Origin of the sequence: Bacillus sp. SB49 (assembly GCF_000469135.2) — a bacterium.
Taxonomy (GTDB): domain Bacteria; phylum Bacillota; class Bacilli; order Bacillales; family Halobacillaceae; genus Halobacillus.
This window is the reverse complement of the sequence record NZ_CP048117.1, coordinates 453733-476078: the sequence shown is the minus strand read 5'-3', so window position 1 is coordinate 476078 and position 22346 is coordinate 453733. Positions and strand designations below refer to the sequence as shown.

Genomic DNA, 22346 nt, shown 5'->3' with positions numbered 1-22346 from the left:
CCTCTCTATGGAGGTGTTTTCCTCTTTTATTTGTTAAGCAAGTTTTCTGCGCTTTGGAAGAGACTTTATCGATACTGCTGCCTCCGTACCCACATCGTTGCCGCCCACTTCTCTCCGGCAGTGACCGGCGAACCTCCATGAAGCGTACGCTCATTGATCGCAGGATCGTTATAGAAATACTCGAAATAGACCGCCATTCCTTTGTGAGGGGAGACGGTAAGGTTCATTTCCGGGAAATATGTTTCCCCGCCTTCTTCGACATCATTCAAGTAGAGGACGAGGGTGCTGATCCTCGGGTTTTTCGCGGCTCTGGAAGTAGAACGGAAATAGTCATGGTGCGCTTTATATTCCTGCCCCGGTTTATAATGAAGGATATGAATCCCTTCTCCATGCTCCACCGGCACATTCATAATCTGAGCGAGGCGCTTCTCGATCCTGCCCGTCAACTCATCGTCCGGCAGAAACGCACTGCTGCTCGTACGGATATCACTCACATCATGATCGGAACCGATTTTGGAACGGTTCACCTTATCCTTCGACAGACGGATCAACGCTTCACACTCTTCCTCACTGACGACATTTCCCAATATAGCGATCTTCGGTTCTTCCATCTTCGCAAGAATCGTCACGTCACGATCCTCTGTCACAATCCTGCTTCCCGTATGATCGAAAATAGATGCTTCATTTACATGTGTTGCCACTTATTCATCAACCTTTTCTCATTTGATAAAACGCTTACAAAACAAAGGCATATCTTTATGGATATAAAAGCTATTCTATCATTTTTCTCTCCTTTTTTCTGCTGGTTTTCATAAAATTTACAAAATTGTTCACATATGAAATCGGACATCCAAAAAAAGCTCTTCCTGCCTCATGGACTGGAAGAGCCTTCAACGAGCTGCTTCAATTCGGAGAAGTTTGAGGTCCGCCCCATCGCCCACATCAGCTTCGGCAGCAGCGCCTCGGTATTCATATCGTTCGAAAGGATGACCTTCTCCTGATCGATCACCCTGCCGACCTTATAGAGCGATAAGTCCGCTCCTTCTTCCAGGCATTGTGTCGTGATGACGACGATCTTCCCTTCCCCGATCAGGTCTTCTACGGTTTTGGTGAGATCGCGCTCGAGAAACGGCAGTCCGCCGCTTCCGAATGTTTCAATAATGACGGCCTGAAAATGATCTTTGATGAGATTTAACATTTCCGGTTTGACTCCCGGATACAGCTTGAACAAATGAACATCCGTGCACAGCCCTGTTTCCAGGCGGAAATCACCTTCCACACGATCCGGCACATCCATATTAGGCTCAATACGGTCGCCCTCGATATAAGCAATATATGGATAGTTGATACTTTCAAACGCATCATAGCTTTCGGTCCTCATTTTGACCGCATGCGTTCCTTCAATGACCCGTCCGCCGAAGACGACGAACACACCGGGTTCTCCTTGTTTTGCATAGGTAACAGCATCCGTCAAATTCCGCACTCCGTCCGTCTTCTGTGCATCGATCGGCTGGATGGAGCCGGTCAATACCACCGGCTTCTGCAGATTCGGCAGCATGTAGGACAAGGCTGCGGATGTATAGGACAGCGTATCCGTTCCATGAGTGATGACGAACCCATCGTAGTCCGGATAATGCGCATAGACAGCCTTTGCTATCTCTTCCCAATGCTCCGGCTGCATGTTCGTACTATCGATGTTGAGAACCGTATCCGTATCAATCTGTACGTCCTCTTCCTTCAATGGCAGATAACCGACCAGATCCTGGATGGGAATGCCCGGGATCAGCCCCTCCTCCGTTTGGATACATCCGATCGTTCCACCTGTCGACAAGAGAAGAATTCGTTTCATTATCTCCACACCTTTTTTATAAAATCCTAAAGCTCTATCTACTATAACAGACAGGAATGATTTTGGTATGCACTCCAATTAAGCTATACTAAGTCATGGGAGGATTACCAAATGAAATTAACCAGACTCACTGAACTTCGCAAACAAAAGAAATGGACGATGCAGGAAACGGCCGACCAGCTCGGCATCGCCAAAAGTACATATGCCGGTTATGAATCCGGATACCGCCAGCCTTCGCTGGATTCTCTGATCAAACTGGCCGATATCATGAATACCTCGATCGATTATCTATTGAACCGCACCGACGATCCCCGCTCTCCCGATGATCAAAAAATGGTTCTGTTGGACGATTCCAACCAGCCGCCGGATTGGGAAATCCGCATTGACGGTGCCGCCGCTACGGAAGATGAGCTTCACGATTTCCTGGCATTCGTAAGGACAAAACGTCAGCTCAGACAGTAATCAATCCATACTGACGATGCCGGGGCTTGTCATCTTATGCGTATCAAGAATACGGTTCAGTTCCAATTCTGTCAGCACCCCTTCTTCTAAACAGATATTCCTGATTGTCTGTCCTGTACGCAGGGCCTTTCGAGCAATTTCCGACGCTTTCTCATATCCGATATAAGGATTCAGTGCGGTAATAATACCGATACTGTTCTCTACATTGTTTTTCATCACCATATCATTCGCCTTAATATCTTTCACACAATAATCGGTGAATACTCCGAAACCGTTCTTCATGATTTTGATGGACTCCAACAAATTGAACACGAGCACCGGCTCCATGACGTTCAGCTGCAGCTGCCCTGCTTCTGAGGAGAGGCTGATCGTCTGATCATTGCCGATCACCTGGAAAGCGATCTGATTGATCACCTCTGCCATGACAGGGTTCACCTTCCCAGGCATGATGGAGGAACCAGGCTGGCGCGCCGGAAGATCGATTTCATTCAAACCGGCACGTGGACCGGAAGCCATTAATCGAAGATCGTTCGCAAGCTTGGACATGTTCAACATGCACGTCTTCAAGTAGCCGGAAATCTCCGTATATAAATCCGTGTTGGCTGTAGCGTCCACAAGGTTCTCCGCGGAAACAACCGGATAGCCGCTGATGTCCCGCAGGCGGTCCACGACTTTGCTGACATAGGCAGGGTCGGCGTTCAACCCGGTACCGACCGCTGTCGCCCCTATATTAATTTCGTATAATTTCTCCAACGAACCGGAAATTCTTTCGATGTCCCGCCCGATCATTCTGCCGTAGCTGGCAAATTCCTGTCCGAGACGAATCGGAACAGCATCTTGTAAATGCGTCCGTCCCATCTTGATGACGGTATCAAACTCTTCCGCCTTCTCCATAAATACCACCTGCATACGGCGCATCGTATCAAGAAGCAGATCCAGCTGTGAAAGCACGGCCAGGTGAATCGTTGTTGGAAACGCATCGTTGGTGGACTGAGACATGTTCACGTGCGTATTCGGACTTAAAAATTTATAGTCGCCTTTTTCACGGCCCAGGATTTCCAAGGCCCGGTTGCTGATTACTTCGTTTGCATTCATGTTAATGGACGTACCTGCTCCACCCTGAATCGGATCGACGATGAAGTGATCGTGATGCTTCCCTTCAATAACCTCTGAAGCCGCCTCAATGATGGCGTCTCCCAAATGGGCGGACAAGCGCCCCGTGAAAACATTCGCTTCCGCCGCGGCCTTCTTCACCATGGATACGGAGGTGATGAGAGATTCATGGATTCTGTAACCTGTAATCGGGAAATTCTCGGATGCCCGCAGTGTCTGAATCCCGTAATAAGCGTCTGCCGGAATCTCTCTTTCTCCTAAGAAGTCTTTTTCTACTCGAGTTGTCTGTACTTTATACATGATGAAACCTCCTTCATTGTTTTTTGAAATTCACAGCGAGATGTCGCAGCTGAACAGCGAATCGTCGCTTTCTTTCTCAATATCCAAATGGATGTTATCGATGACTTCCTGCATATTAACGTATTTTCCAAGATAGATCATCAATTTTGCAAGCAGAGCTTCCGTATTCATGTCTTGGGAAATGACGACCTGGTTTCGATCAATCTTCCTTCCCACTTCATACAAGTCGATGTCGATTCCTTCCTCCAAGCATTGCGTCGTCAGCACAACGACGACTCCGGCGTCGATCAAGGCCTTCACTTCTTCTGCCAGGTCGACTTCGTAGAATGGAATCCCCCCGCTGCCGAAACATTCGATGATGACACCCTTGTAGCTAGTAGAAATGAAGCGGAAAATCTCTCGGTTGATACCCGGATAGAGCTTCAGGACGAAGACATCCGTACACAACCTCGTCTCCAGCTCCAACCGACGTCCGCGTTCCGCGTCCAACGGCTTTGAATGGTAAGTGATGCGTGTATTATCAACATAAGCGACGTAAGGATAATTGACGCTCTCGAACGCGTGCTTACTTTTCGTCCTCATTTTCATCGCCCTCGTCCCCTTGATGACACGACTGTTGAAGACGATATACACCCCGGCCAGACCATCCGCTGCATAATGAACGGCATCCATCAAGTTCTGTTCTCCATCGGAATCGACCAGTGTCATTGGTATTTGTGAACCTGTCAGGACGACCGGCTTATCCAAATGCATCAGCATCGAATCGAGCGCTGCTGCCGTATAGGCCATTGTATCCGTGCCGTGGGTGATGACGAACCCGTCATAGTGGTCGTAATGGTCATGGATCATTGTCGCAAGCTTGACCCAATGATTCGGGTAAATATTCGTACTGTCCAAGTTCAAGGACACAATACAATCTACATCACACTGAAAGCGAAATTCGAGCCTCCCGACCATTTCCTCCGGACTCAGCCCCGGCGTGAGTCCCTGCTCGCTTTCGACCGAGGCAATGGTTCCGCCCGTACCGATAAGAAGAATTTTTTTCATTGATGAACACCCTTTCCCTGCTTCCTTTTTCTTCTCTGTCATTTTGCTATATCAGATACATCCTCTTCCATATCCGTTTCTATTTCCGTTTCTGCTCCATCCGTATACCAGATGAATTTGCCTGTGTACCCGTAGATGATGACAAGCGCAATCGATACGAAGCTCATCCACATGAACGGCAGATAAGACAACGTCGACACACCGAGGATTCCCGCCATGAAAATCCCGTTATCCGACCACGGCACCATTCCGGATGTCATCGTCCCGCCGACCTCCGTATTCCTTGATAGAACCCTGCGGTCGATATGTAGTCTGTCATAACTGCTTTCCATCAGCTTCGGTGTCAAAATCAGCGACACATACATCGCACAGCCGAAAATATTGGTGAACAACCCAGTAAAAATTGTTGATACAGAAAGGCTCCCGGCATTCTTGATCTTGTCCACGAACGTGTTCATGATGACGGTCAATACGCCCACCTTCTCCAGCATACCTCCGATACCAAGACCGAGAATGATGACCGCAATGGAGCCGAGCATTCCGCTTATGCCTCCCCTGTTCAGTAATTCATCGATGAATTCAGAGCCGGAGCTGATCTGGAATCCATTGTAAGCTGTCTCAATGGATGACACGACATCCGCATTCTGAAACAATACGGCCCATATGATCCCGACCAATGCACCGAAGGAAATCGTCGGGATGGACGGCTTCTTCATGATCAACAATCCAATGACAATAACCGCGGGTGCAAGCATAAGCGGACTGATGTTGAAGGTATCATTCAAGGACGTCATGATCGATTGGACCCTGTCCAGATCGATATTGCCGCTGCCATGGTAGAACCCTGCTCCTGTAAAGAGAATAGCCGTAATGATAAACGCTGGTACATCAAGGTACAACATCGATTTCACGTGGGAAATGACGTTGACTTTCGACATCGATGCAGCCAGCACCGTACTGTCTGAAAGCGGTGACAATTTATCTCCGAAATAAGCACCGGACAAGACTGCACCTGCTACTAACGGAAGCGGAAGCCCAAGCCCCTCACCGATTCCCATCATTGCAATCCCGGCGGTGCCGACAGTTCCCCAGGACGTTCCTGTGGAAAGAGATGTCAACGCACATATAATTAAAGTAGCTAATAAAAAGATAGAAGGATGAATGAAGTCAAGACCATAATAAATGATCGTTGGAACGACCCCACCGGCAATCCACGTACCGATTAAAGCACCAACCGCCATCAAGATGATGACTGCTTCCAACCCGTTCGATATTCCTTTGATGATCGAACCCTGCAAGGAATCATACGTAAAACCCAATCTCAACCCCAGTAACATGACGATAAACCAACCGACAAACAGCGCCAGCTGAATCGGCAGTTCCAACAGCGCGGTAAACGAAAACACCACAGCCAGAAACGCAGCCAGCACACAACAGACTTCCAATAGAGACGGTAACCTTGCTTCCTTCATTGCAATCTCCTCCTATTTTCTTTTTAAAAACAAGCCAAGTACGCAATACGAGAACAATTTTCCTCATAATAACATAGGAATCTACTTTTTTGAATGCGTTTTTACGCATTTTGAGAATAATAAAGATTCTGGGATATTCTACAATAAAAAAAAGCCCTCCTGCCGCAGCGGCAGGAAGAGCCTTTTTGTCATATCTCTATCAGTGAACGGAATCGGACAAATCTTCTTCCGCTTCCTCTTGATTGGTATACCAGATGAATGTACCTGTGTATCCATATAGGATGACAAGCGCGATCGATACGAAACTCATCCACATGAATGGTAGATAGGATAACGTCGACACGCCAAGAATACCGGCCATAAAAATGCCGTTATCCGACCACGGTACCATTCCGGAGGTCATCGTCCCGCCGACCTCCGTGTTCCTAGATAAGACTCTCCGGTCGATTCGGAGCCTGTCATAACTTTTCTCCATCAGCTTCGGTGTCAGAATTAAGGAGACGTACATCGCACAACCGAATATATTCGTAAACAATCCGGCAAAAACCGTCGATACAGACAAGCTGCCCGCACTTCTGATTTTATCTACGAACGTATTCATGATGACTGTAAGGACGCCGACCTTCTCCAGCATGCCGCCGATACCAAGGCCCAGGATAATTACCGCGATAGATCCAAGCATGCCGCCAATACCACCCCTGTTCAGCAGTTCATCGATGAATTCGGATCCGGATTCAATTTGAAAGCCATTGTAGGCCGCATCGATCGAAGAAACCACATCCGCTCCCTGGAAGACCACCGCCCAAATGACTCCTACCAGCGCCCCGAAGGATATCGTAGGAATAGACGGCTTCTTCAAGATCAGCAAGCCGATGACGATCAATGCCGGCACGAACATGACAGGATTGATGGTGAACGTCTCATTCAAGGACGTCATAATCGACTGGACTCTGTCCAAATCTACATCTCCCGTCCCGTAATAAAAACCGGCAGCCGTAAACAGAATCGATGTAATGATGAATGCGGGCACATCCAGATACAGCATCGACTTCACGTGCGAAATCACGTTAACCTTCGACATCGATGCCGCAAGGACGGTGCTGTCTGAAAGCGGTGATAATTTATCACCAAAGTAGGCCCCGGATAACACAGCACCCGCTACAAGGGGAAGCGGCAGTCCGAGTCCTTCCCCGATCCCCATCATTGCAATCCCCGCTGTACCGACCGTTCCCCAGGATGTTCCTGTGGATAAGGAGGTCAGTGCACATATAATTAATGTAGCTAATAGAAAAATAGAAGGGTGGATAAAGTCCAAGCCGTAATAAATGATTGTGGGAACGATCCCACCTGCAATCCAGGTACCAATCAAAGCACCGACCGCCATCAGGATGATGACTGCTTCCAACCCGTTGGAAATCCCTTTGATCATGGAGTTCTGTAGAGAATCATACGTAAATCCTAAACGCAAACCTAGTAAAATGACAATGAACCACCCGACGAACAGTGCAAGCTGGATCGGCAGTTCAAACAGTGCCGTAAATGAAAATACGACAACTAGAAATGCAGCTAATACGAGAAATACTTCCAATAAAGACGGTAATCTTCCTTCCTTCACTTCAATCTCTCCCTATATCCTTTTCATATAATTTAAGTATTTTCTCATCATACCAACATAGAGAGCTTTTTTGAATACGATTTGTCATATTTGCTGACATTGGACAAGAAAAATTGTTCGGAATGAACACCTATCCGAGAGGCTGAGGTGTAGAATCCACCCATTGCGGGTATATGAATAAACAAATGCTTCTTCAGGAGGTGACGCAGCATGGCAATGGATGTTCTGTGTGACGTGAAGAACTGTGTGCATAATGAAGACGGTCAGAAGTGTGGAGCAGAAACAATCTTCATCATCAGTGAATCAGGAAAAACCGCCTCGTCTCAAAACGAAACAGACTGCAAGACATTTGAAGCGAAGCACTAGACACATAACCGAATAGAAGGTATTCCTGGTAGCCGATGAGGGCTACTTTTTTTAGTTAAGACTGATAAAGATTATCGTTATCATGTTGTGCTTACAAACAAAATTTTGTAAAACAACCTCCCCCTCCAGCTCTATGGATATCGGAAAGACTACTTCCCTTTCCTCACAAATCGGCCGCCTCATGATTATTTGTTTATTCTTGTTTTATTTTGTTTATATAAAGGGGCCGTTTACGCGGCCGTCCCAAGGACCGCTTCTCCGGCCATTTCCGGGGATTAGTCCGGCCCTAGGCCATTATCGCAAACCGTCTCCCCTCATTTTTTTTTCGGCTATTTCGACGCAGGCTTGTATATGTATAATCGACTAACGGTACCTTAATGGTGTCTAAAGACAGAAGAAAAAAGCAGACATCCATGTCAAAAGATGTCCGCTCTGTTTTCTTATATATCGTACGGCTGGGGATCCCTTTTCGTAAAAGTATAGAGGCGCTTAAATCCTGCCTGTTTCGCCATGCTGACCGCGCTCTCCCAGTAATCTCCCGTTGTCTCCGGCTTGTGCGAGTCCGACCCGATTGTCAGGATCTCGCCGCCCACCTCTTTATAAAGCTTCAAAATATCCATCGTAGGAAAAGCCTCTCCGACTTTCTGGTTGGATAAGCCGGACGTATTGATTTCGATCCCGATGCCGCGATCGACCGCCTTCCGCAGAATTTTCCTTAACAATGCTTCGTAGTCGCGGAATGCGTATTTCTCTCCTGCCGTCCCGTCGTAGCGTTTCATCAAATCCAGGTGAGCGAGCACGTCTATATCGGCACCTTCGACAAGCGCGTACATTTCCTCGAAGTAGGCGCGGTAAGCCGCTTCCCGCTCCTTCTCCTGCAGGACTTTCCTAAGCTTCGTTTCTTCTATGTTGTGAACGGAACCGAGGATGAAATCGAGGTCTTTATCCCGTAAGACCTCCTCGTATTCCGCTTTCATCAAGTGCGGTTCGCATAATTCGATCCCTGCCTTGATGGTCAGCCTGCCCTCAAACTCCTCGCGGCATCTCTCTATCTCAGAAAAGTACCTCTCGAAGTCCATGTGTCCATATGTCGGCACATTCGGATTGACAGAGAAGTGTTCGGTAAAGCAAATCTCGTTAAACCCTTTATTCACTGCACTCGCACAAACGTCCTCCATCTCTGCCTTTGAATCAAACGAATGGTTCGTATGATGATGATAATCCGCTGCGTACATAATGCTTCCTCCTTGCCTTCTTCTAGTAAAAAAAAGAAATAAGGTAACCCAGAAAAAGGTTACCTCATACAGGAACTTACTTCAACAGAGACTTGAAGTTATGAACGACGTTCTCTACGGTGAAACCGAACGCGGCGATCACTTCATCTCCAGGTCCTGAGGTGCCGAAAGTATCGACACTTATTACCAAGCCTTCGTCTCCTGCATACTCTCTCCAGCCAAGCTTCGATCCCATCTCGACGACCAGCCGCTTTTTGATGTCCTTCGGAAGCACGTGCTCTTTGTACTCCGGCGCTTGTTTTTCAAACAGATCCCATGACGGCATGCTGACGACCCGGACATACAGCCCCTCCGCTGCCAATTGTTCCTGCGCTTCCAAAGCCAAAGGCACTTCTGATCCAGCCGCTATCACAATCCCCGACGGTTCTCCAGCTGCTTCAGAGAGGATGTAGGCACCTCTTCTCACGCCGTCTGCTGCATGCGAATCCGTATGTTTAAGCGTTGGTACGCCCTGCCTTCCCAACACCAGCATCGTCGGCTGATCTTGCTGCTCTACGGCAATCTTCCAAGCTTCCTTCGTTTCATTTGCATCCGCCGGACGGAGGACACACAATCCCGGCATTGCCCGGAACGAGGCCAGCTGTTCGACCGGTTCATGCGTAGGTCCATCCTGTCCTACCGCTACACTGTCATGGGTAAATACGTACGTGACCGGTATTCCCATGAGTGAGGCAAGCCGGACAGCGGGGCGCAGGTAATCCGAGAAAACGAAGAACGTACTGACAAATGGCCTTAAATGGTGCAGAGCGAGACCATTGGCGATTGCTCCCATAGCGAATTCCCTGACTCCGAAGCGGATGTTTCTACCCGCGTAATCGGAAGGAGTGAAGTCCGGGTACTTTTTCAATCGCGTCTTCGTTGAGGAATCTAAATCAGCAGACCCGCCGACAAATTCAGGCATTACATCAGCAAGTGCATTCAGCAGTTCTCCAGAAGCCGCTCTGGTAGCAAGCGTCTCCCCCTCTTCATAGGAAGGAAGCACCCGTGACCAGTCCTCCGGGAGCCTGCCCGCCAGGAGCCTTTCTAATTCCACAGCCTGCTCCGGGAAGGCTTTTTTATATTCACCGAAGGTCGCTTCCCATTCCTGCTCCTTCGCTTTCCCTCTTTCTTTGATCATCCGAAAATCCTGGTAGACTTCTTCCGGAACGAAGAACTCCTCTTCATACTCCCACTTATAGAATCGTTTCGTCCGCTCCACTTCTTCTTTCCCAAGCGGATCGCTGTGCGCATCGCTCGTTCCTTGAATACTGGATGCTCCGTAACCGATGATCGTTTTGATCTCGATAATCGTCGGCTTCTCCGTCTCCGCCTTCGCTTCCTCGATGGCACGCTCCACTGCCGAAATATTGTTGCCGTCTTCTACTTTAAGATAATGCCAATGACAGGAGGTGAACCTGCTTTCCACATCTTCCGAGAAAGAAAGGTCGAGACCACCATCCAAGCTGACATCATTGGAATCATAGAGGACGATCAGGCGCCCAAGCCCTAAGTGACCTGCGAGAGACGCAGCTTCATAGGATACGCCTTCCATCAAGTCGCCGTCCCCGCAGATCGTGTACGTATAATGGTCGACAACCGGATATCCATCACGGTTGTCGGTTTCCGCCAGGTGCCTCTCCGCCAAGGCCAAACCGACACTTGCCGGTATTCCCTGACCGAGCGGCCCTGTCGTTACCTCTACTCCCGGAGTGATGCCGTATTCCGGGTGGCCGGGCGTTTTACTGCCAAGCTGCCGGAAATTTTTCAGATCATCGATCGATACCTCATATCCGGAAAGGTGAAGCAGGCTGTAAAGCAGTGTCGAGCCATGCCCTGCCGAGAGGACGAACCGGTCTCTATTGAACCAATTGGGGTTGTCCGGGTTTACGTTGAGGAAGTTCTTCCACAAGGCATAGGCCATAGGTGCAGCCCCCATCGGCATCCCCGGGTGACCGTGGTCGGCTTTTTCTACACTATCGATATTCAACGTACGGATTGTATTGACGGACAACTCGGATACCTTATCTGTCGAAATGGACATGCTATCGCCTCCGTTATTTGTATTTCCACAAGATCAACTGGTTTTCTTCTTGAACGGGATGACCATAAGCGCCAGAATGACGACAAGACTGATGACAATAGCCAGCGGCCCGGCGTAGTTGGCAAGTGTTCCGAAGAAAATTCCACTCACACCGAAATCGGCATCCGAGAACGTCGTGTTGGCGAATCCAAGCTCTCCCAGGACCGGCAGCAGGAAGATCGGCAGAAACGAAATTATGATACCGTTTACAAAAGATCCCCCAACGGCTCCTCTTACCCCGCCCGTAGCATTACCGAACACGCCGGCAGCTGCTCCTGTGAAGAAGTGTGGAACGACGCCTGGAAGAATGATGGTACTTCCGACAAGTGCCATGACGACCATACTGAAGAGACCTCCGATGAAACTGGAGAAGAAGCCGATCAATACGGCATTCGGCGCGTACGTATAGACAATCGGAACGTCCAAGGCAGGCTTCGCATTAGGAACAAGCTTCGTAGAAATCCCTTTGAAAGCCGGGACGATTTCCGCAAGAACGAGACGTACTCCGGACAAAATGATGAATACACCAGCAGCAAAATTACCTGCCTGAATGAAAGAGAAGACAAGGAAATTCGTACCGTCGCTGAGTTCCGCTTCAATGAAAGACGGACCTGCTGCCAAAGCGACAATCAAATACATGACAACCATTGTAAGTGCAATACTTACCGTACTGTCCCGTAAGAAACCAAGACCTTTCGGAAAGTTGATTTTCTCTGTCGATGTGGACTTCTCTGATTTCAAGGCTTTCCCGACTAAGCCGCTGATTGCATAACCGACCGCACTGAAGTGACCTAATGCGACGTTATCGTTCCCTGTCAGCTCCCGCATGAACGGCTGAAGAATCGCAGGGGATAAGGTCATGATGATACCCAACGCAACCGCTCCGGCGGCGATTTGCGGAATCGTGTTGAAGCCGGCCACGGCCATGATGACGGCGAGCATACAAGCCATATATAACGTGTGATGCCCCGTCAGGAAAATGTATTTAAACCGGGTGAAACGGGCGATCAGAATATTTACAATCATTCCGAAGAACATGATAAGTGCTGTATTGGAACCATACTCATTTAAGGCAAGTGCTACAATCGCTTCATTATTCGGTACTACCCCGGAGACGTTGAACGCCTCCTGGAACATGGAGCCGAACGGTACCAAGGACGTTTCCAAAATACCGGCTCCCGCTGAGATGACGAGGAAACCGACGAATGTCTTCGTCGTTCCCTTCATCGTGTCTGACACGTTTTTCTTCTGGGCGACTAACCCGATCAAGGCAATCATAGCAACAAGAATCGCCGGTTGACTTAATATATCCACCAACACCGTCAGAAAGCTGTTCATTTTCTATCCTCCCCTTCCGCATGTTTCAACTGTGTTTATGCCAGGTTCTTCTCTTCGACGATCTGCTTCACTTTGTCACGCAGTTCATCCATATCAACGATGTTCTCCAGAACGACAACTTCTCCAAGATGCTGTCCGCCTTCTGCTATATCTTTAGCCAGGAAGAAGACATCCGCATCTCCGGGTGCTGCCGAGCTCAAATCCGAGTGTGACACTTCTACACCAGTAACCCCAAGCTCACTCAAAATTTGATTAATATTCATTTCCACCATAAAACTCGTTCCCAGACCTGATCCACATACCGCTAAAAATTTCATTATAATTCCTCTCCTTCTTTTATAATCTCCATGATTTCTTCTTCACTTGCTGCATCCTTGATGGCCGCAAGCTTCGTATTATCACCAAGCAGCTTCGTTAAATGCGCCAGCGCCTTCAAGTGTGCTTCATTATCGATCGCAGCCAGACAGATGAACAGATCGATCGAATGCTCCGGCTTATCCAACAAAAGCACAGGCTCCCTCGTTCGGAGGAAGGACATACCCACTTCTTTCACTCCCGCATCGGGTCTCGCATGGGGAATCGCAATTCCCTTTCCGATGTGAATATAAGTCCCTATCTCTTCGACATTCTGAATCATGGCGTCGATGTATCGCTGTTCAATCTTCTCTGTATCAAGCAGCGGCTCTGCCGCCTTGGAGATGGCTGAACGCCAATCCAGTTTTTCATTTGTAAAATGGATCGTTTCTTTCGTTAATAGATCAGAAAGCAATGGCTTCTCCCACCTTTTCTCGGTATTTTTGAAGTACATAATTTCTATTAATTCGGAGACCAATTTCTTCTCATTCTTGATATCCGTATTCCTTCGGATGACTTCCATCACCTTTTCCAAAGGCACGCTGTTCTCGTGCAGCGAAGGAAACTCTTCCCTTACCGACTGGATCAAATGAGTCTTCTCCACCGATGACAACAGCGGCTTGACGAGGAACACAGGCTTGATGGAGGTCAACGCCACCGTGGAGAAAATCAAATCATAACTGGATGGCGGAACGCTCCCAATGGTGTCGGCTGTATGAGCCCGGGAGAATTGAACAGCCGGAAACATCTCCTTCAGCTGCGCCCGCAGCATGATCGAGGAACTAACCCCGTTGGAGCAGATGACTAACGCCTTGACATCCTCCGGCTTCTCTCGTCTGTCCCTCTCCAGATAGCCTCCGAAATGGAGAGTGAAATATCCGATTTCCGCTTCGCTGATTTGTTTACCGGTCCATTCCGCCAGAGGCTTCAGCGACCTTCTCACAAACTGGAACAGCTCTCCATACTCCCCCTTGATCACTTCTTTCATCGGGTTGATCAGCGGAATATCGAACATAAGGCGGTAATAGGTCGGGACAAGGTGGTTGAACAGGCTTTGAATCAGGCTCTCTTTATTCTCGATGGGAAGAAGCGTATTCTTCTCAAATGCTGCAACGATTTTCTCTCCCATCTCCATGAGCAGCGGATGCGCATCACTGTTCACTTCTCCTTGTGAGGTCAACAGCTGAACAGCTGTAAAATAAACATCCTCCCCTGGACCTTCCGGAAACAGCTCAAAGGCTAACTCTTCCGCGGCCGGGTAAATATGCTCCTCTTCCAGCACCTTTTTTTCTTCGGACGTATAGAGAAGGTCGTCTTTCCTGCTTCGAGCCCGCATGAACACGAGATGATACACCATCTCCACCTTCCTGCTCCTCACAAGCCGGATTGTCTGCCACCGGTCTAAAAACGCTTCCATGATTGAAGTCGTTTCTTCGACCATCTCCTCCTTATGCCAGGCACCCAGAGTCCGGTCGATGATTTCTCTACCGAGCGGCTGAGAAAGTAAATAATCCAGACAGTAGAGGGCGAAGCGCCGCTTGTCCATCTCGGCCCCTTGGAGATGATACCCCTCCATCCGCTTGTAAACGAACTCCACATTCCATTCCAGGCACCATTCCCGAGCCTTCTTCACGTCGGCTAATGCCGTGTTTTTACTTACATTCAACAACAGTTGAAAATGGTAGCCGGATATCGGTTCCTGTTTGATGAACGTATAAAGATAGATCATCAGCGGACGATTCTCCTCTGAAATTATGAGATCGTTCCCATTAATATCCAACGGACCCCCGGAAGCTACGAATTCCTTCACCCGCTCATCCGCGACGATCCACTGATTTTCCATTTGTAGAGGCGGCAGATCCACGAAGGCCAGACTGTTATTCACTTTTTCTAAAAGGTAGTCGAATCTTCTTTCTGTCAAATCCAGTTCCAACATCATTTCAGGCTTCGTAATTTGCTTGTACTTCATGATTCTCTCAAGAAACTGATAGGTTTTTTGATCAAGCAAAGCAAGTACCTCCGTTTCTAATTTAAATTATAAAACGCTTACATTATGATAACAACGCTATTCGAGCCCAACCTTTGTAGGAAGACTCCACACAGATTGGACTCTTCCACATAGTCATCCCCTCTATCTGCCTATTCTCATTCCTTTCACCCATTTTACCAGACGCCCTCCCCACCCTATCCAACTCCGCATATGGATACTATATCGATATCTATATAGATGATAAAAGGAGGAACGACATGGTACGAAGAGTAAGCCGATACAGGGCGTCCCTGCGGCAGCAAGCGGAGGAAGGACCTTCCTGTATGGTGACTGATTTGAATTATGTAGAAATCCCCCAGCCCGGCGGAAGAGAAGAAAGAGTGTTCACACTCCCGGATGGCACCCAGCTGGTCCTTCAACGCGTAAACATACGCATCACAGGGACCGTGACCGTCCTTTTGGAAACGGGAACGACGGATTCTACCGACTTTACGATTTGTGAAAGCTACTACTTGTGTGCGCCTACAGGAACCGACATTGAAGTCCGGGCCGCAGAAGCAGGCTGCCGGATTTGTACGGTTTCGACAAGCGAGGAAGGAACAGAGGTGACCATCACCATCGATCTCTGCCAGGATGTGCAGTCCGTCGCTTCTGTCGTTGTAGACTTAGAGGCAGGTTTCTGCAATCCGAGACAGCAGGAAGTGGAGCGCACGTGCCTCCCCCCTGTCCGTCCAAGGCAGTGCCCTGCCGTCTTCGGCGAAGAAGAGACGGATCCGGAACCAGAAACGTTTCCGACCCTTCAGTCGAGCTGCGTGGAAATACAACCTCAACAGGAGGAGAACCTCTGCATCCGCACGAACAGCGTTTATGATTGGATCAGAAGCAGAGTGGACGCGGAATTCACCGTCCTCTTCCCGCCGGTGTTCTGCCTTTATACCGTGACAGATACGGAAGGGGATTGTGGAGGAATCGTCGTCGGGGACACCATCTGTTATCCATGTGAAACCCCTTGTCCCCAAACGCTGCAATGCTCGAACGGTGTTTGCTCCCTGCTGCTTGAACTGACCGATGACGGATGTGTGACTTGTCCACCGGAAGCTGTAACCCTCCCGGCAGGATTCGCTTGTGAAGTACCCGGCCTTTCGTGTATTTATGTAGTGACAGAAGCGGACGGCGATTGCGGAGACCTTGTTGTCGGGGATTTGATCTGCCTGCCATGCGAGGCAGCCTGCGAGGATATCCTGCAATGCTCGAACGGGGATTGCACACTGACCTTATCCTTAACAGACGAAACATGTACCGTCTGCCCACTGGATGCCGTCCCGCTTCCTGCAGGGTTCGCATGTGAAGTACCTGTCCTTTCCTGCGTCTATGAAGTGACAGAGGTCGAAGGAGACTGCGCAGAAATCGTGGTCGGAGACGTACTTTGTTTCCCTTGTGAGGAGCCGTGTGAGGAAGTATTGCAGTGTACCAACGGCGTTTGCACGCTTGTACTGAATAGAACGGAGGAAACATGTGTATTCTGCCCTCCTAATGCAGTGACCCTACCCGAAGGCTTCTTCTGCGGCGTACCTTCCTGCGTGTATGCGGTCGGACTTATCGAAGGGGATTGCGGAGGTCTGGAAGAAGGCGATTTAATTTGCTTCCCTTGTGAGGAACCTTGTGCAGAAACACTGATTTGCGGAAGCCAAACGTGCAGCCTCACATTGAATAGGACATCCGAAGAATGTGTACCTTGCCCGGTGGACGCTGTGCCTCTCCCTGCAGGAATTACCTGCAGCATTCAAGCAGGCCGCATTTACAATGTGAATCAACAGACGTTCTATGACTTGATCGCCGTCGCCGTTGCAGATGCGAACGACGGAGATACGTTGATCGTTACACCTGGAACCTACACCCAGACGGCTGCGCTTACCATTGATAAACCGTTGACCATCCGCGGCTTTTCCGCAGGCAGTACGCTCGTAGACTTCCCAGCACCCTTTACCGCTGAAACAGCCGTTTTCCTGCAGGCAGATGCGATTACACTGGAGAACCTCAGCTTCACTCGAACGTTCAGCGATGTGGCTCCTGATGAAACGTTAATCCGAATTCCTGCGCAAGGCGTTGGCGACTATTACAGCGGCATTGTCATCCGGGATTCCAACTTGACCGGCGGGGAACGGACGCTGATCGTAAACGTCGATGATTTCACGTTGGAGAACAATACCATCACCCACACAGGTGATGAGCAGTCCCTGGAAATACGTGGAGCGTTGGGTACTACGACAATCTCAGGGAACTCCTTCATCGGTGGAGCGACGAGTCTTGCCGCTATCCGCTTCCAGCCGAATACTCCGACGGATGAGTTCAGCGGAACCTTTTTAGTGGATGATAACACCATGGAGCGGCACAGCCAGTTCGTCTTCTTTGAAAACTCGGCTTTTACCAACGTTTCTATCTTTGTCCGCAGAAATACGATTAACCACCTGGACCGCGCGGGAAGCTCCATCATTTTCTATCCATTCAACTTCCCGGGTATTGATACGATTCTTATTGAAGAAAATAACATTACTAATCCGAACACCCAACGTTTAGCCGTGTATGTCGACTATAGGGATGGAGGTACCACTGCTCCTACCGCAGGACAGATTCAAGTGGTACGTAATACGTTGGCAGTCGCCTTGCCGTGGGGAAGAGCCTTCGATACCGTTTCTCCCGATGCGCCTGTTGGTTTCACTACCATCGGCATCCCATTCGGAATGTCGCTCACAGCCTTTGATTTAGTTGATAATACCATTATTCCTATTTAAGAAAAGGGAACTGTTATATGATGAAAAAAAGGATGAACATTAAATACGTTCATCCTTTTTCTATATTCCCACCATAAGAAGATACATAGGCCGCAGGCGGCTTGCTGCTTAGAAACGTCTGGACAATGAAATCCCGCTTCGGCACTTCTAAACGGTAGAGCGCCTCCACAACTTTCCCTTTATCATATGGTATTTCTCTTAGCTCGACCGACGCCTGCCCTTCCCCCAAATGAATCAGTGCGTAACGCGCCAGCGGCTTATGGTAACAACCAAGAGCCCCCGGATTCAAATACACCCGCTTCTCCGTTTGAAAAAGATGCACCGGATGATGATGCCCGAAACAGACAATATCCCAGCTGCCTTCCACCTCCTCATAAAAATCGTCCAGCTTCCGGGCGGTCGGATGATAGTCCACCGGTTCAAAAGGATTCCGCCATATAGGGAATTCCCGTCTCGTTTCCTTCATATGATAATGCTGAAGAAGGATGTTGACCCCTTCCCGTTCCAGCGTGAGCTGCCTTGGTAGGGCGGTCAGCCAAGGGATGTAGGCGTCATCCAGGGATGCTGCCACCCATTCGTGATGAGCCCTGATGGTCTCACTCCGCTTCGGATACGCCTCTCCATGGATCAGAGCCAGCACCGCTTCTTCATGATTTCCACTTACGACCTGGACGTTCTCTCTTGCACAGATACAGGCCAGCACTTCATTCGGATGTGGACCAATGCCGATCAAATCGCCCAGGCAGAAGATTTCCGTAACGTACGCGTGCTGCTCCATGTCTGCAAATACAGCCTCCAGCGCCTCCAAATTCCCGTGAATATCTGCAAGCACAGCGATTGTTTTCCTCATGGACAACCTCCATTTTCCGTATAGGACCTACCTCCATTATATTTGCCGGGAAGTAAGATTATGTAAACACAATGATCTGAACACTTTTTCCCCATAAAAAAGAAGGCCTCCGAAGAGACCTTCTTTCATAAAGTATTTATTCTACTGTACCAGCATCGGCAGGGTGTACACCGTGACGATAGAAGTCAGCATCGATTGGATCAAGCGGCTTACGGCCAAGGATAAGGTCCGCAGCTTTTTCAGCCAGCATCAATACTGGAGCGTGGATGTTACCGTTGGTTACGTAAGGCATAGCAGATGCATCGACAACGCGTACGTTATCAAGACCGTGAACTTTCATTGTGTTCGGGTCAACAACAGCCATCGGATCGGAAGCTGGTCCCATTTTCGCCGTACAAGACGGGTGAAGGGCCGTTTCCGCATCTTCACGTACCCAATCCAGGATTTCTTCATCAGATGTGACAGTTGGTCCTGGAGAGATTTCTCCGGCATTGTATTTCTTCATAGCAGGTTGCTGCATGATTTCACGAGTGATGCGGATCGCTTCGATCCACTCACGCTTATCTTGTTCTGTAGAAAGGTAGTTGTACACCATGCTTGGGTGTTCTTTCGGATCTTTGGAACGGATCTTCAAGGAACCACGTGCATCGGAGTACATTGGTCCGATGTGGACTTGGAAACCGTGATCTGTCGGTGCTTTTTGTCCGTCGTAACGTACGGCAACCGGCAGGAAGTGGAACATCAAGTTCGGATAGTCGACTTCGTCGTTGGAACGTACGAATCCGCCACCTTCGAAGTGGTTCGTCGCAGCTGGACCTGTGCGTCCAAGCATCCACTGAAGACCGATCCATGGGAACTTCTTGATATCAAGGTTCGGCTGTTCAGAAACAGGAACCGGGCAAGCGTGCTGTACGTACACTTCCAAGTGGTCCTGAAGGTTTTCACCGACACCAGGAAGGTCTACGACCGGCTTAATGCCAAGAGACTTCAGGTGTTCCGCATCACCGACACCGGAAAGTTGAAGCAGTTGTGGTGTATTGATCGCACCACCGGCAAGCACGATTTCTCCTGCTTTGACCGTATGCATCTTACCGTTGCGCTTATACGTCAATCCTTTCGCCTTCGTACCATCGAAGTCGATGCTTGTAACGAATGCGCGAGTCTTAACTGTAAGGTTCTCGCGGTCCATTACAGGGTGTAGATAAGCGCGGGAAGCAGATAGACGCTGTCCTTTGTACACGTGCTTATCGAACGGTCCGAATCCTTCTTGACGGAAGCCGTTTACATCTGGAGTTTTGTTATAACCAGCTTCTACAGCTGAGTTAAAGAAGGCTTGGAATAGAGGGTTTTTAGCTGGTCCGCGCTCCAATTTAATTGGACCGTCGTGGCCGCGAAGTTCATCATCCGGTGATCCTAGAGCATTTTCCAGACGTTTGAAGTATGGCAGGCAGTGTTTCCAATCCCAGTTCTCCATACCTTCATCAGCGCCCCAGCGCTCGTAGTCCATCGGGTTACCACGTTGGTAGATCATACCGTTGATGGAGCTGGATCCACCCAGTACTTTACCGCGGGCGTGCTTGATGCGACGACCGTTCATGTGTGGTTCAGGATCTGATTCATATTTCCAGTCATAAAGGCTCTTACCTGCAGGGAACGGCAGGGCAGCTGGCATTTGGATCAACAGGTCCCAGTTATAGTCACTGCGTCCAGCCTCAAGAACGAGTACATTTTTAGTTCCATCTGCACTTAGACGGTTACCCAGTACGGAACCCGCACTACCGCCACCAACAATTACAATATCATATGCTTCTGTCATATCTGTTCCTCCTTGGTGATGATTAGGATGAAGGGATGCAGGTCCATCCTGCTCCCTCCTCCTTCTATTTAAAAAAATAATTTACAAGAGTGTCTTCCTTAACCGGATAGCTGCTCGGAATTAAAACCAGTTGATTTGTTCCGGTTTAAGGTTTTGGAAAATGTGTTTTGTTTCCGTGTATTCTTCAAGCCCAAGTTTACCAAGTTCACGACCGATACCGGACTGCTTGAATCCACCCCATGGTGCGTGTGGGAAGTAAAGGTTGAATTCATTGATCCAAACCGTACCCATGCGCATCTTAGCAGCACAGCGCTCGGCTTTTACGATGTCATTCGTGAACACACCGCCGGCAAGACCATAAATAGAATCATTGGAAAGTTTCACAGCTTCTTCTTCTGTGCTGAATTTCTCAACAGTGATGACAGGTCCGAATGCTTCGTCCTGTACCACGGTCATGTCTGTCGTACAATCTGTGAAGATCGTAGGCAGATAGAAGAATCCTTTCTGCAGTTCCGGATCTTCCGGACGTTTACCACCGGCAGCAAGAGTCGCACCTTCTTTGATTCCTGCTTCTACATACTTCTCTACTTTCGCAAGGTGCTCCGCAGAAATCAGCGGCCCCATTTGTGTATCTTCATCAAATCCGCTGCCGAGTTTGAAGTTGTTCACACGGTCAACCAGTGCCTGAACGAAGTCATCATGAATGCTTTCTTCCACGATCAAACGTGTACCTGCAGAGCAGATCTGGCCTGCGTGGAAGAATACGCCGTTCAACGCCTGATCGACAGCCAATTCGAAATCAGCGTCGGCGAAGATGATGTTCGGGTTCTTACCGCCAAGCTCAAGTGCCAGCTTCTTCACGTTGGAGCTTGCCGCCTGCATGATCTTCTTACCTGTCACGATTCCGCCTGTGAAGGAAATAAGATCAACGTCTTCGCTGCTGGAAAGCTCCGCCCCGATGGTGTCTCCTGCACCAAGGACAAGGTTGACAACACCGGCCGGCACTCCCGCTTCCTCCATCAATTGGAACGTCTTGATCGTTGTAAGTGGTGTGATCTCACTCGGCTTCATAACAAGCGTGTTTCCGGTAACTAGTGCCGGAGCAAGTTTCCATGAAGCTTGTAACAGAGGATAGTTCCAAGGAGTGATTTGACCACAAACACCGACTGGTTCATGTACGACTCTGCTGACAGAGTTCGGAATTGGAGAAGGGATGATTTCGCCGCCGTCCTTATCTGCAATCTCTGCATAATAACGGAACACGCCTGCGATGTCGTCCATATCTCCGCGGCTTTCTTCTACTGTTTTACCTGTGTCCAGAGACTCAAGGTAAGCAAGTTCTTCCTTATCTCTTTCAATAAGTTCCGCAATCTTACGTACGATTGCTCCACGCTCTGTAGAAGGAGTAGTCGCCCAGTCCCCTTGATCGAACGCTGCTCTCGCTGCTGCGATCGCTTCTTTCGCTTCGGTTTCATCGCCTTCCGGTACGGTCGCGATTACTTCCTGGTTATATGGGTTAATGATGTCACGCGTCTTCTCGGAATCCGCGCCTACCCATTTCCCGTTAATATAATGCTGCATTTGTAATTTAAGATCCATTTTTATCAACTCCACCTTTGAAGTAGATT

The 22346-nt window shown here is 49.0% G+C and carries 17 protein-coding genes; 3 read left to right on the top strand and 14 right to left on the bottom strand.

Annotated features, from left to right (window positions below):
- Positions 1-65 precede the first annotated feature (65 nt).
- Both M662_RS02535 and M662_RS02530 read right to left on the bottom strand, forming a co-directional pair.
- Entirely contained in the window at positions 66-701 is a 636-nt protein-coding gene (locus M662_RS02535) for a 2OG-Fe(II) oxygenase (protein WP_008634390.1), read from the bottom strand.
- Positions 702-871: 170 nt separating this feature from the next.
- Positions 872-1849: an asparaginase gene (locus M662_RS02530; protein ID WP_026578816.1), complete on the bottom strand. Its 978-nt coding sequence runs from the start codon at positions 1847-1849 to the stop codon at positions 872-874.
- A 111-nt stretch (positions 1850-1960) separates the two neighbouring features.
- On the opposite strand from M662_RS02530, the gene M662_RS02525 reads away from it, so the two are divergent.
- Positions 1961-2311, top strand: coding sequence for a helix-turn-helix domain-containing protein (locus M662_RS02525; protein WP_026578817.1), 351 nt, complete (start codon positions 1961-1963; stop codon positions 2309-2311).
- Here the strand turns inward: M662_RS02525 and aspA are convergent, their stop codons facing one another.
- The 4 genes from aspA to nhaC (M662_RS02505) all read right to left on the bottom strand — a co-directional run bounded on the left by aspA (position 2312) and on the right by nhaC (M662_RS02505) (position 7858).
- On the bottom strand, positions 2312-3724 hold the full coding sequence (aspA, locus tag M662_RS02520; RefSeq protein WP_026578818.1) for an aspartate ammonia-lyase: 1413 nt from the start codon (positions 3722-3724) through the stop codon (positions 2312-2314).
- A 30-nt stretch (positions 3725-3754) separates the two neighbouring features.
- Positions 3755-4771, bottom strand: coding sequence for an asparaginase (locus tag M662_RS02515; RefSeq protein ID WP_026578819.1), 1017 nt, complete (start codon positions 4769-4771; stop codon positions 3755-3757).
- Positions 4772-4809: 38 nt separating this feature from the next.
- On the bottom strand, positions 4810-6243 hold the full coding sequence (gene nhaC, locus M662_RS02510; RefSeq protein WP_008634380.1) for a Na+/H+ antiporter NhaC: 1434 nt from the start codon (positions 6241-6243) through the stop codon (positions 4810-4812).
- A 199-nt stretch (positions 6244-6442) separates the two neighbouring features.
- A complete protein-coding gene (nhaC, locus tag M662_RS02505; protein WP_008634379.1) occupies positions 6443-7858 on the bottom strand; it encodes a Na+/H+ antiporter NhaC in 1416 nt (471 codons plus the stop codon).
- A 210-nt stretch (positions 7859-8068) separates the two neighbouring features.
- Between nhaC (M662_RS02505) and M662_RS02500 the strand changes: the two genes are divergently transcribed.
- Complete coding sequence (locus tag M662_RS02500; protein WP_008634378.1) at positions 8069-8224, top strand: DUF1540 domain-containing protein; 156 nt, start codon at positions 8069-8071, stop codon at positions 8222-8224.
- A 440-nt stretch (positions 8225-8664) separates the two neighbouring features.
- Here the strand turns inward: M662_RS02500 and M662_RS02495 are convergent, their stop codons facing one another.
- The 5 genes from M662_RS02495 to M662_RS02475 all read right to left on the bottom strand — a co-directional run bounded on the left by M662_RS02495 (position 8665) and on the right by M662_RS02475 (position 15278).
- Complete coding sequence (locus M662_RS02495) at positions 8665-9459, bottom strand: histidinol-phosphatase HisJ family protein (RefSeq protein WP_026578820.1); 795 nt, start codon at positions 9457-9459, stop codon at positions 8665-8667.
- Between the two features lie 76 nt (positions 9460-9535).
- Positions 9536-11539 carry a transketolase gene (gene tkt / locus M662_RS02490; protein ID WP_026578821.1) on the bottom strand — a complete coding sequence of 668 codons (2004 nt, stop codon included), beginning with the start codon at positions 11537-11539 and terminating at the stop codon, positions 9536-9538.
- Between the two features lie 33 nt (positions 11540-11572).
- On the bottom strand, positions 11573-12916 hold the full coding sequence (locus M662_RS02485) for a PTS ascorbate transporter subunit IIC (RefSeq protein WP_008634374.1): 1344 nt from the start codon (positions 12914-12916) through the stop codon (positions 11573-11575).
- 35 nt (positions 12917-12951) lie between these two features.
- On the bottom strand, positions 12952-13233 hold the full coding sequence (locus M662_RS02480) for a PTS sugar transporter subunit IIB (protein ID WP_008634373.1): 282 nt from the start codon (positions 13231-13233) through the stop codon (positions 12952-12954).
- Complete coding sequence (locus tag M662_RS02475) at positions 13233-15278, bottom strand: BglG family transcription antiterminator (RefSeq protein ID WP_026578822.1); 2046 nt, start codon at positions 15276-15278, stop codon at positions 13233-13235. Before M662_RS02475 ends, M662_RS02480 begins: the two co-directional genes overlap by 1 nt.
- 239 nt (positions 15279-15517) lie before the next feature.
- On the opposite strand from M662_RS02475, the gene M662_RS02470 reads away from it, so the two are divergent.
- Positions 15518-18052: a BMQ_0737 family morphogenetic spore coat protein gene (locus M662_RS02470; protein WP_051348996.1), complete on the top strand. Its 2535-nt coding sequence runs from the start codon at positions 15518-15520 to the stop codon at positions 18050-18052.
- Positions 18053-18101: 49 nt separating this feature from the next.
- Here M662_RS02470 and M662_RS02465 read toward each other — a convergent pair whose 3' ends face one another.
- From M662_RS02465 to betB, 3 genes are all read right to left on the bottom strand, one after another.
- On the bottom strand, positions 18102-18902 hold the full coding sequence (locus M662_RS02465; protein ID WP_051348997.1) for a metallophosphoesterase family protein: 801 nt from the start codon (positions 18900-18902) through the stop codon (positions 18102-18104).
- Positions 18903-19038: 136 nt separating this feature from the next.
- The gene (betA, locus tag M662_RS02460) at positions 19039-20718 is read right to left on the bottom strand and encodes a choline dehydrogenase (RefSeq protein WP_008638953.1); all 1680 of its coding nucleotides are present in this window, start codon (positions 20716-20718) and stop codon (positions 19039-19041) included.
- A 120-nt stretch (positions 20719-20838) separates the two neighbouring features.
- On the bottom strand, positions 20839-22317 hold the full coding sequence (betB, locus tag M662_RS02455; protein ID WP_026578823.1) for a betaine-aldehyde dehydrogenase: 1479 nt from the start codon (positions 22315-22317) through the stop codon (positions 20839-20841).
- Positions 22318-22346: the final 29 nt, after the last annotated feature.

What these genes read in the sequence shown, in the direction of transcription:
- M662_RS02465 (WP_051348997.1), bottom strand. Translation starts at nt 18,902, where the DNA reads ATGAGGAAAACAATCGCTGTGCTTGCAGATATTCACGGGAATTTGGAG.
- M662_RS02495 (WP_026578820.1), bottom strand. Translation starts at nt 9,459, where the DNA reads ATGTACGCAGCGGATTATCATCATCATACGAACCATTCGTTTGATTCA.
- M662_RS02530 (WP_026578816.1), bottom strand. Translation starts at nt 1,849, where the DNA reads ATGAAACGAATTCTTCTCTTGTCGACAGGTGGAACGATCGGATGTATC.
- M662_RS02470 (WP_051348996.1), top strand. Translation starts at nt 15,518, where the DNA reads ATGGTACGAAGAGTAAGCCGATACAGGGCGTCCCTGCGGCAGCAAGCG.
- betA (WP_008638953.1), bottom strand. Translation starts at nt 20,718, where the DNA reads ATGACAGAAGCATATGATATTGTAATTGTTGGTGGCGGTAGTGCGGGT.
- M662_RS02480 (WP_008634373.1), bottom strand. Translation starts at nt 13,233, where the DNA reads ATGAAATTTTTAGCGGTATGTGGATCAGGTCTGGGAACGAGTTTTATG.
- M662_RS02485 (WP_008634374.1), bottom strand. Translation starts at nt 12,916, where the DNA reads ATGAACAGCTTTCTGACGGTGTTGGTGGATATATTAAGTCAACCGGCG.
- M662_RS02500 (WP_008634378.1), top strand. Translation starts at nt 8,069, where the DNA reads ATGGCAATGGATGTTCTGTGTGACGTGAAGAACTGTGTGCATAATGAA.
- betB (WP_026578823.1), bottom strand. Translation starts at nt 22,317, where the DNA reads ATGGATCTTAAATTACAAATGCAGCATTATATTAACGGGAAATGGGTA.
- aspA (WP_026578818.1), bottom strand. Translation starts at nt 3,724, where the DNA reads ATGTATAAAGTACAGACAACTCGAGTAGAAAAAGACTTCTTAGGAGAA.
- nhaC (WP_008634380.1), bottom strand. Translation starts at nt 6,243, where the DNA reads ATGAAGGAAGCAAGGTTACCGTCTCTATTGGAAGTCTGTTGTGTGCTG.
- tkt (WP_026578821.1), bottom strand. Translation starts at nt 11,539, where the DNA reads ATGTCCATTTCGACAGATAAGGTATCCGAGTTGTCCGTCAATACAATC.
- M662_RS02515 (WP_026578819.1), bottom strand. Translation starts at nt 4,771, where the DNA reads ATGAAAAAAATTCTTCTTATCGGTACGGGCGGAACCATTGCCTCGGTC.
- M662_RS02525 (WP_026578817.1), top strand. Translation starts at nt 1,961, where the DNA reads ATGAAATTAACCAGACTCACTGAACTTCGCAAACAAAAGAAATGGACG.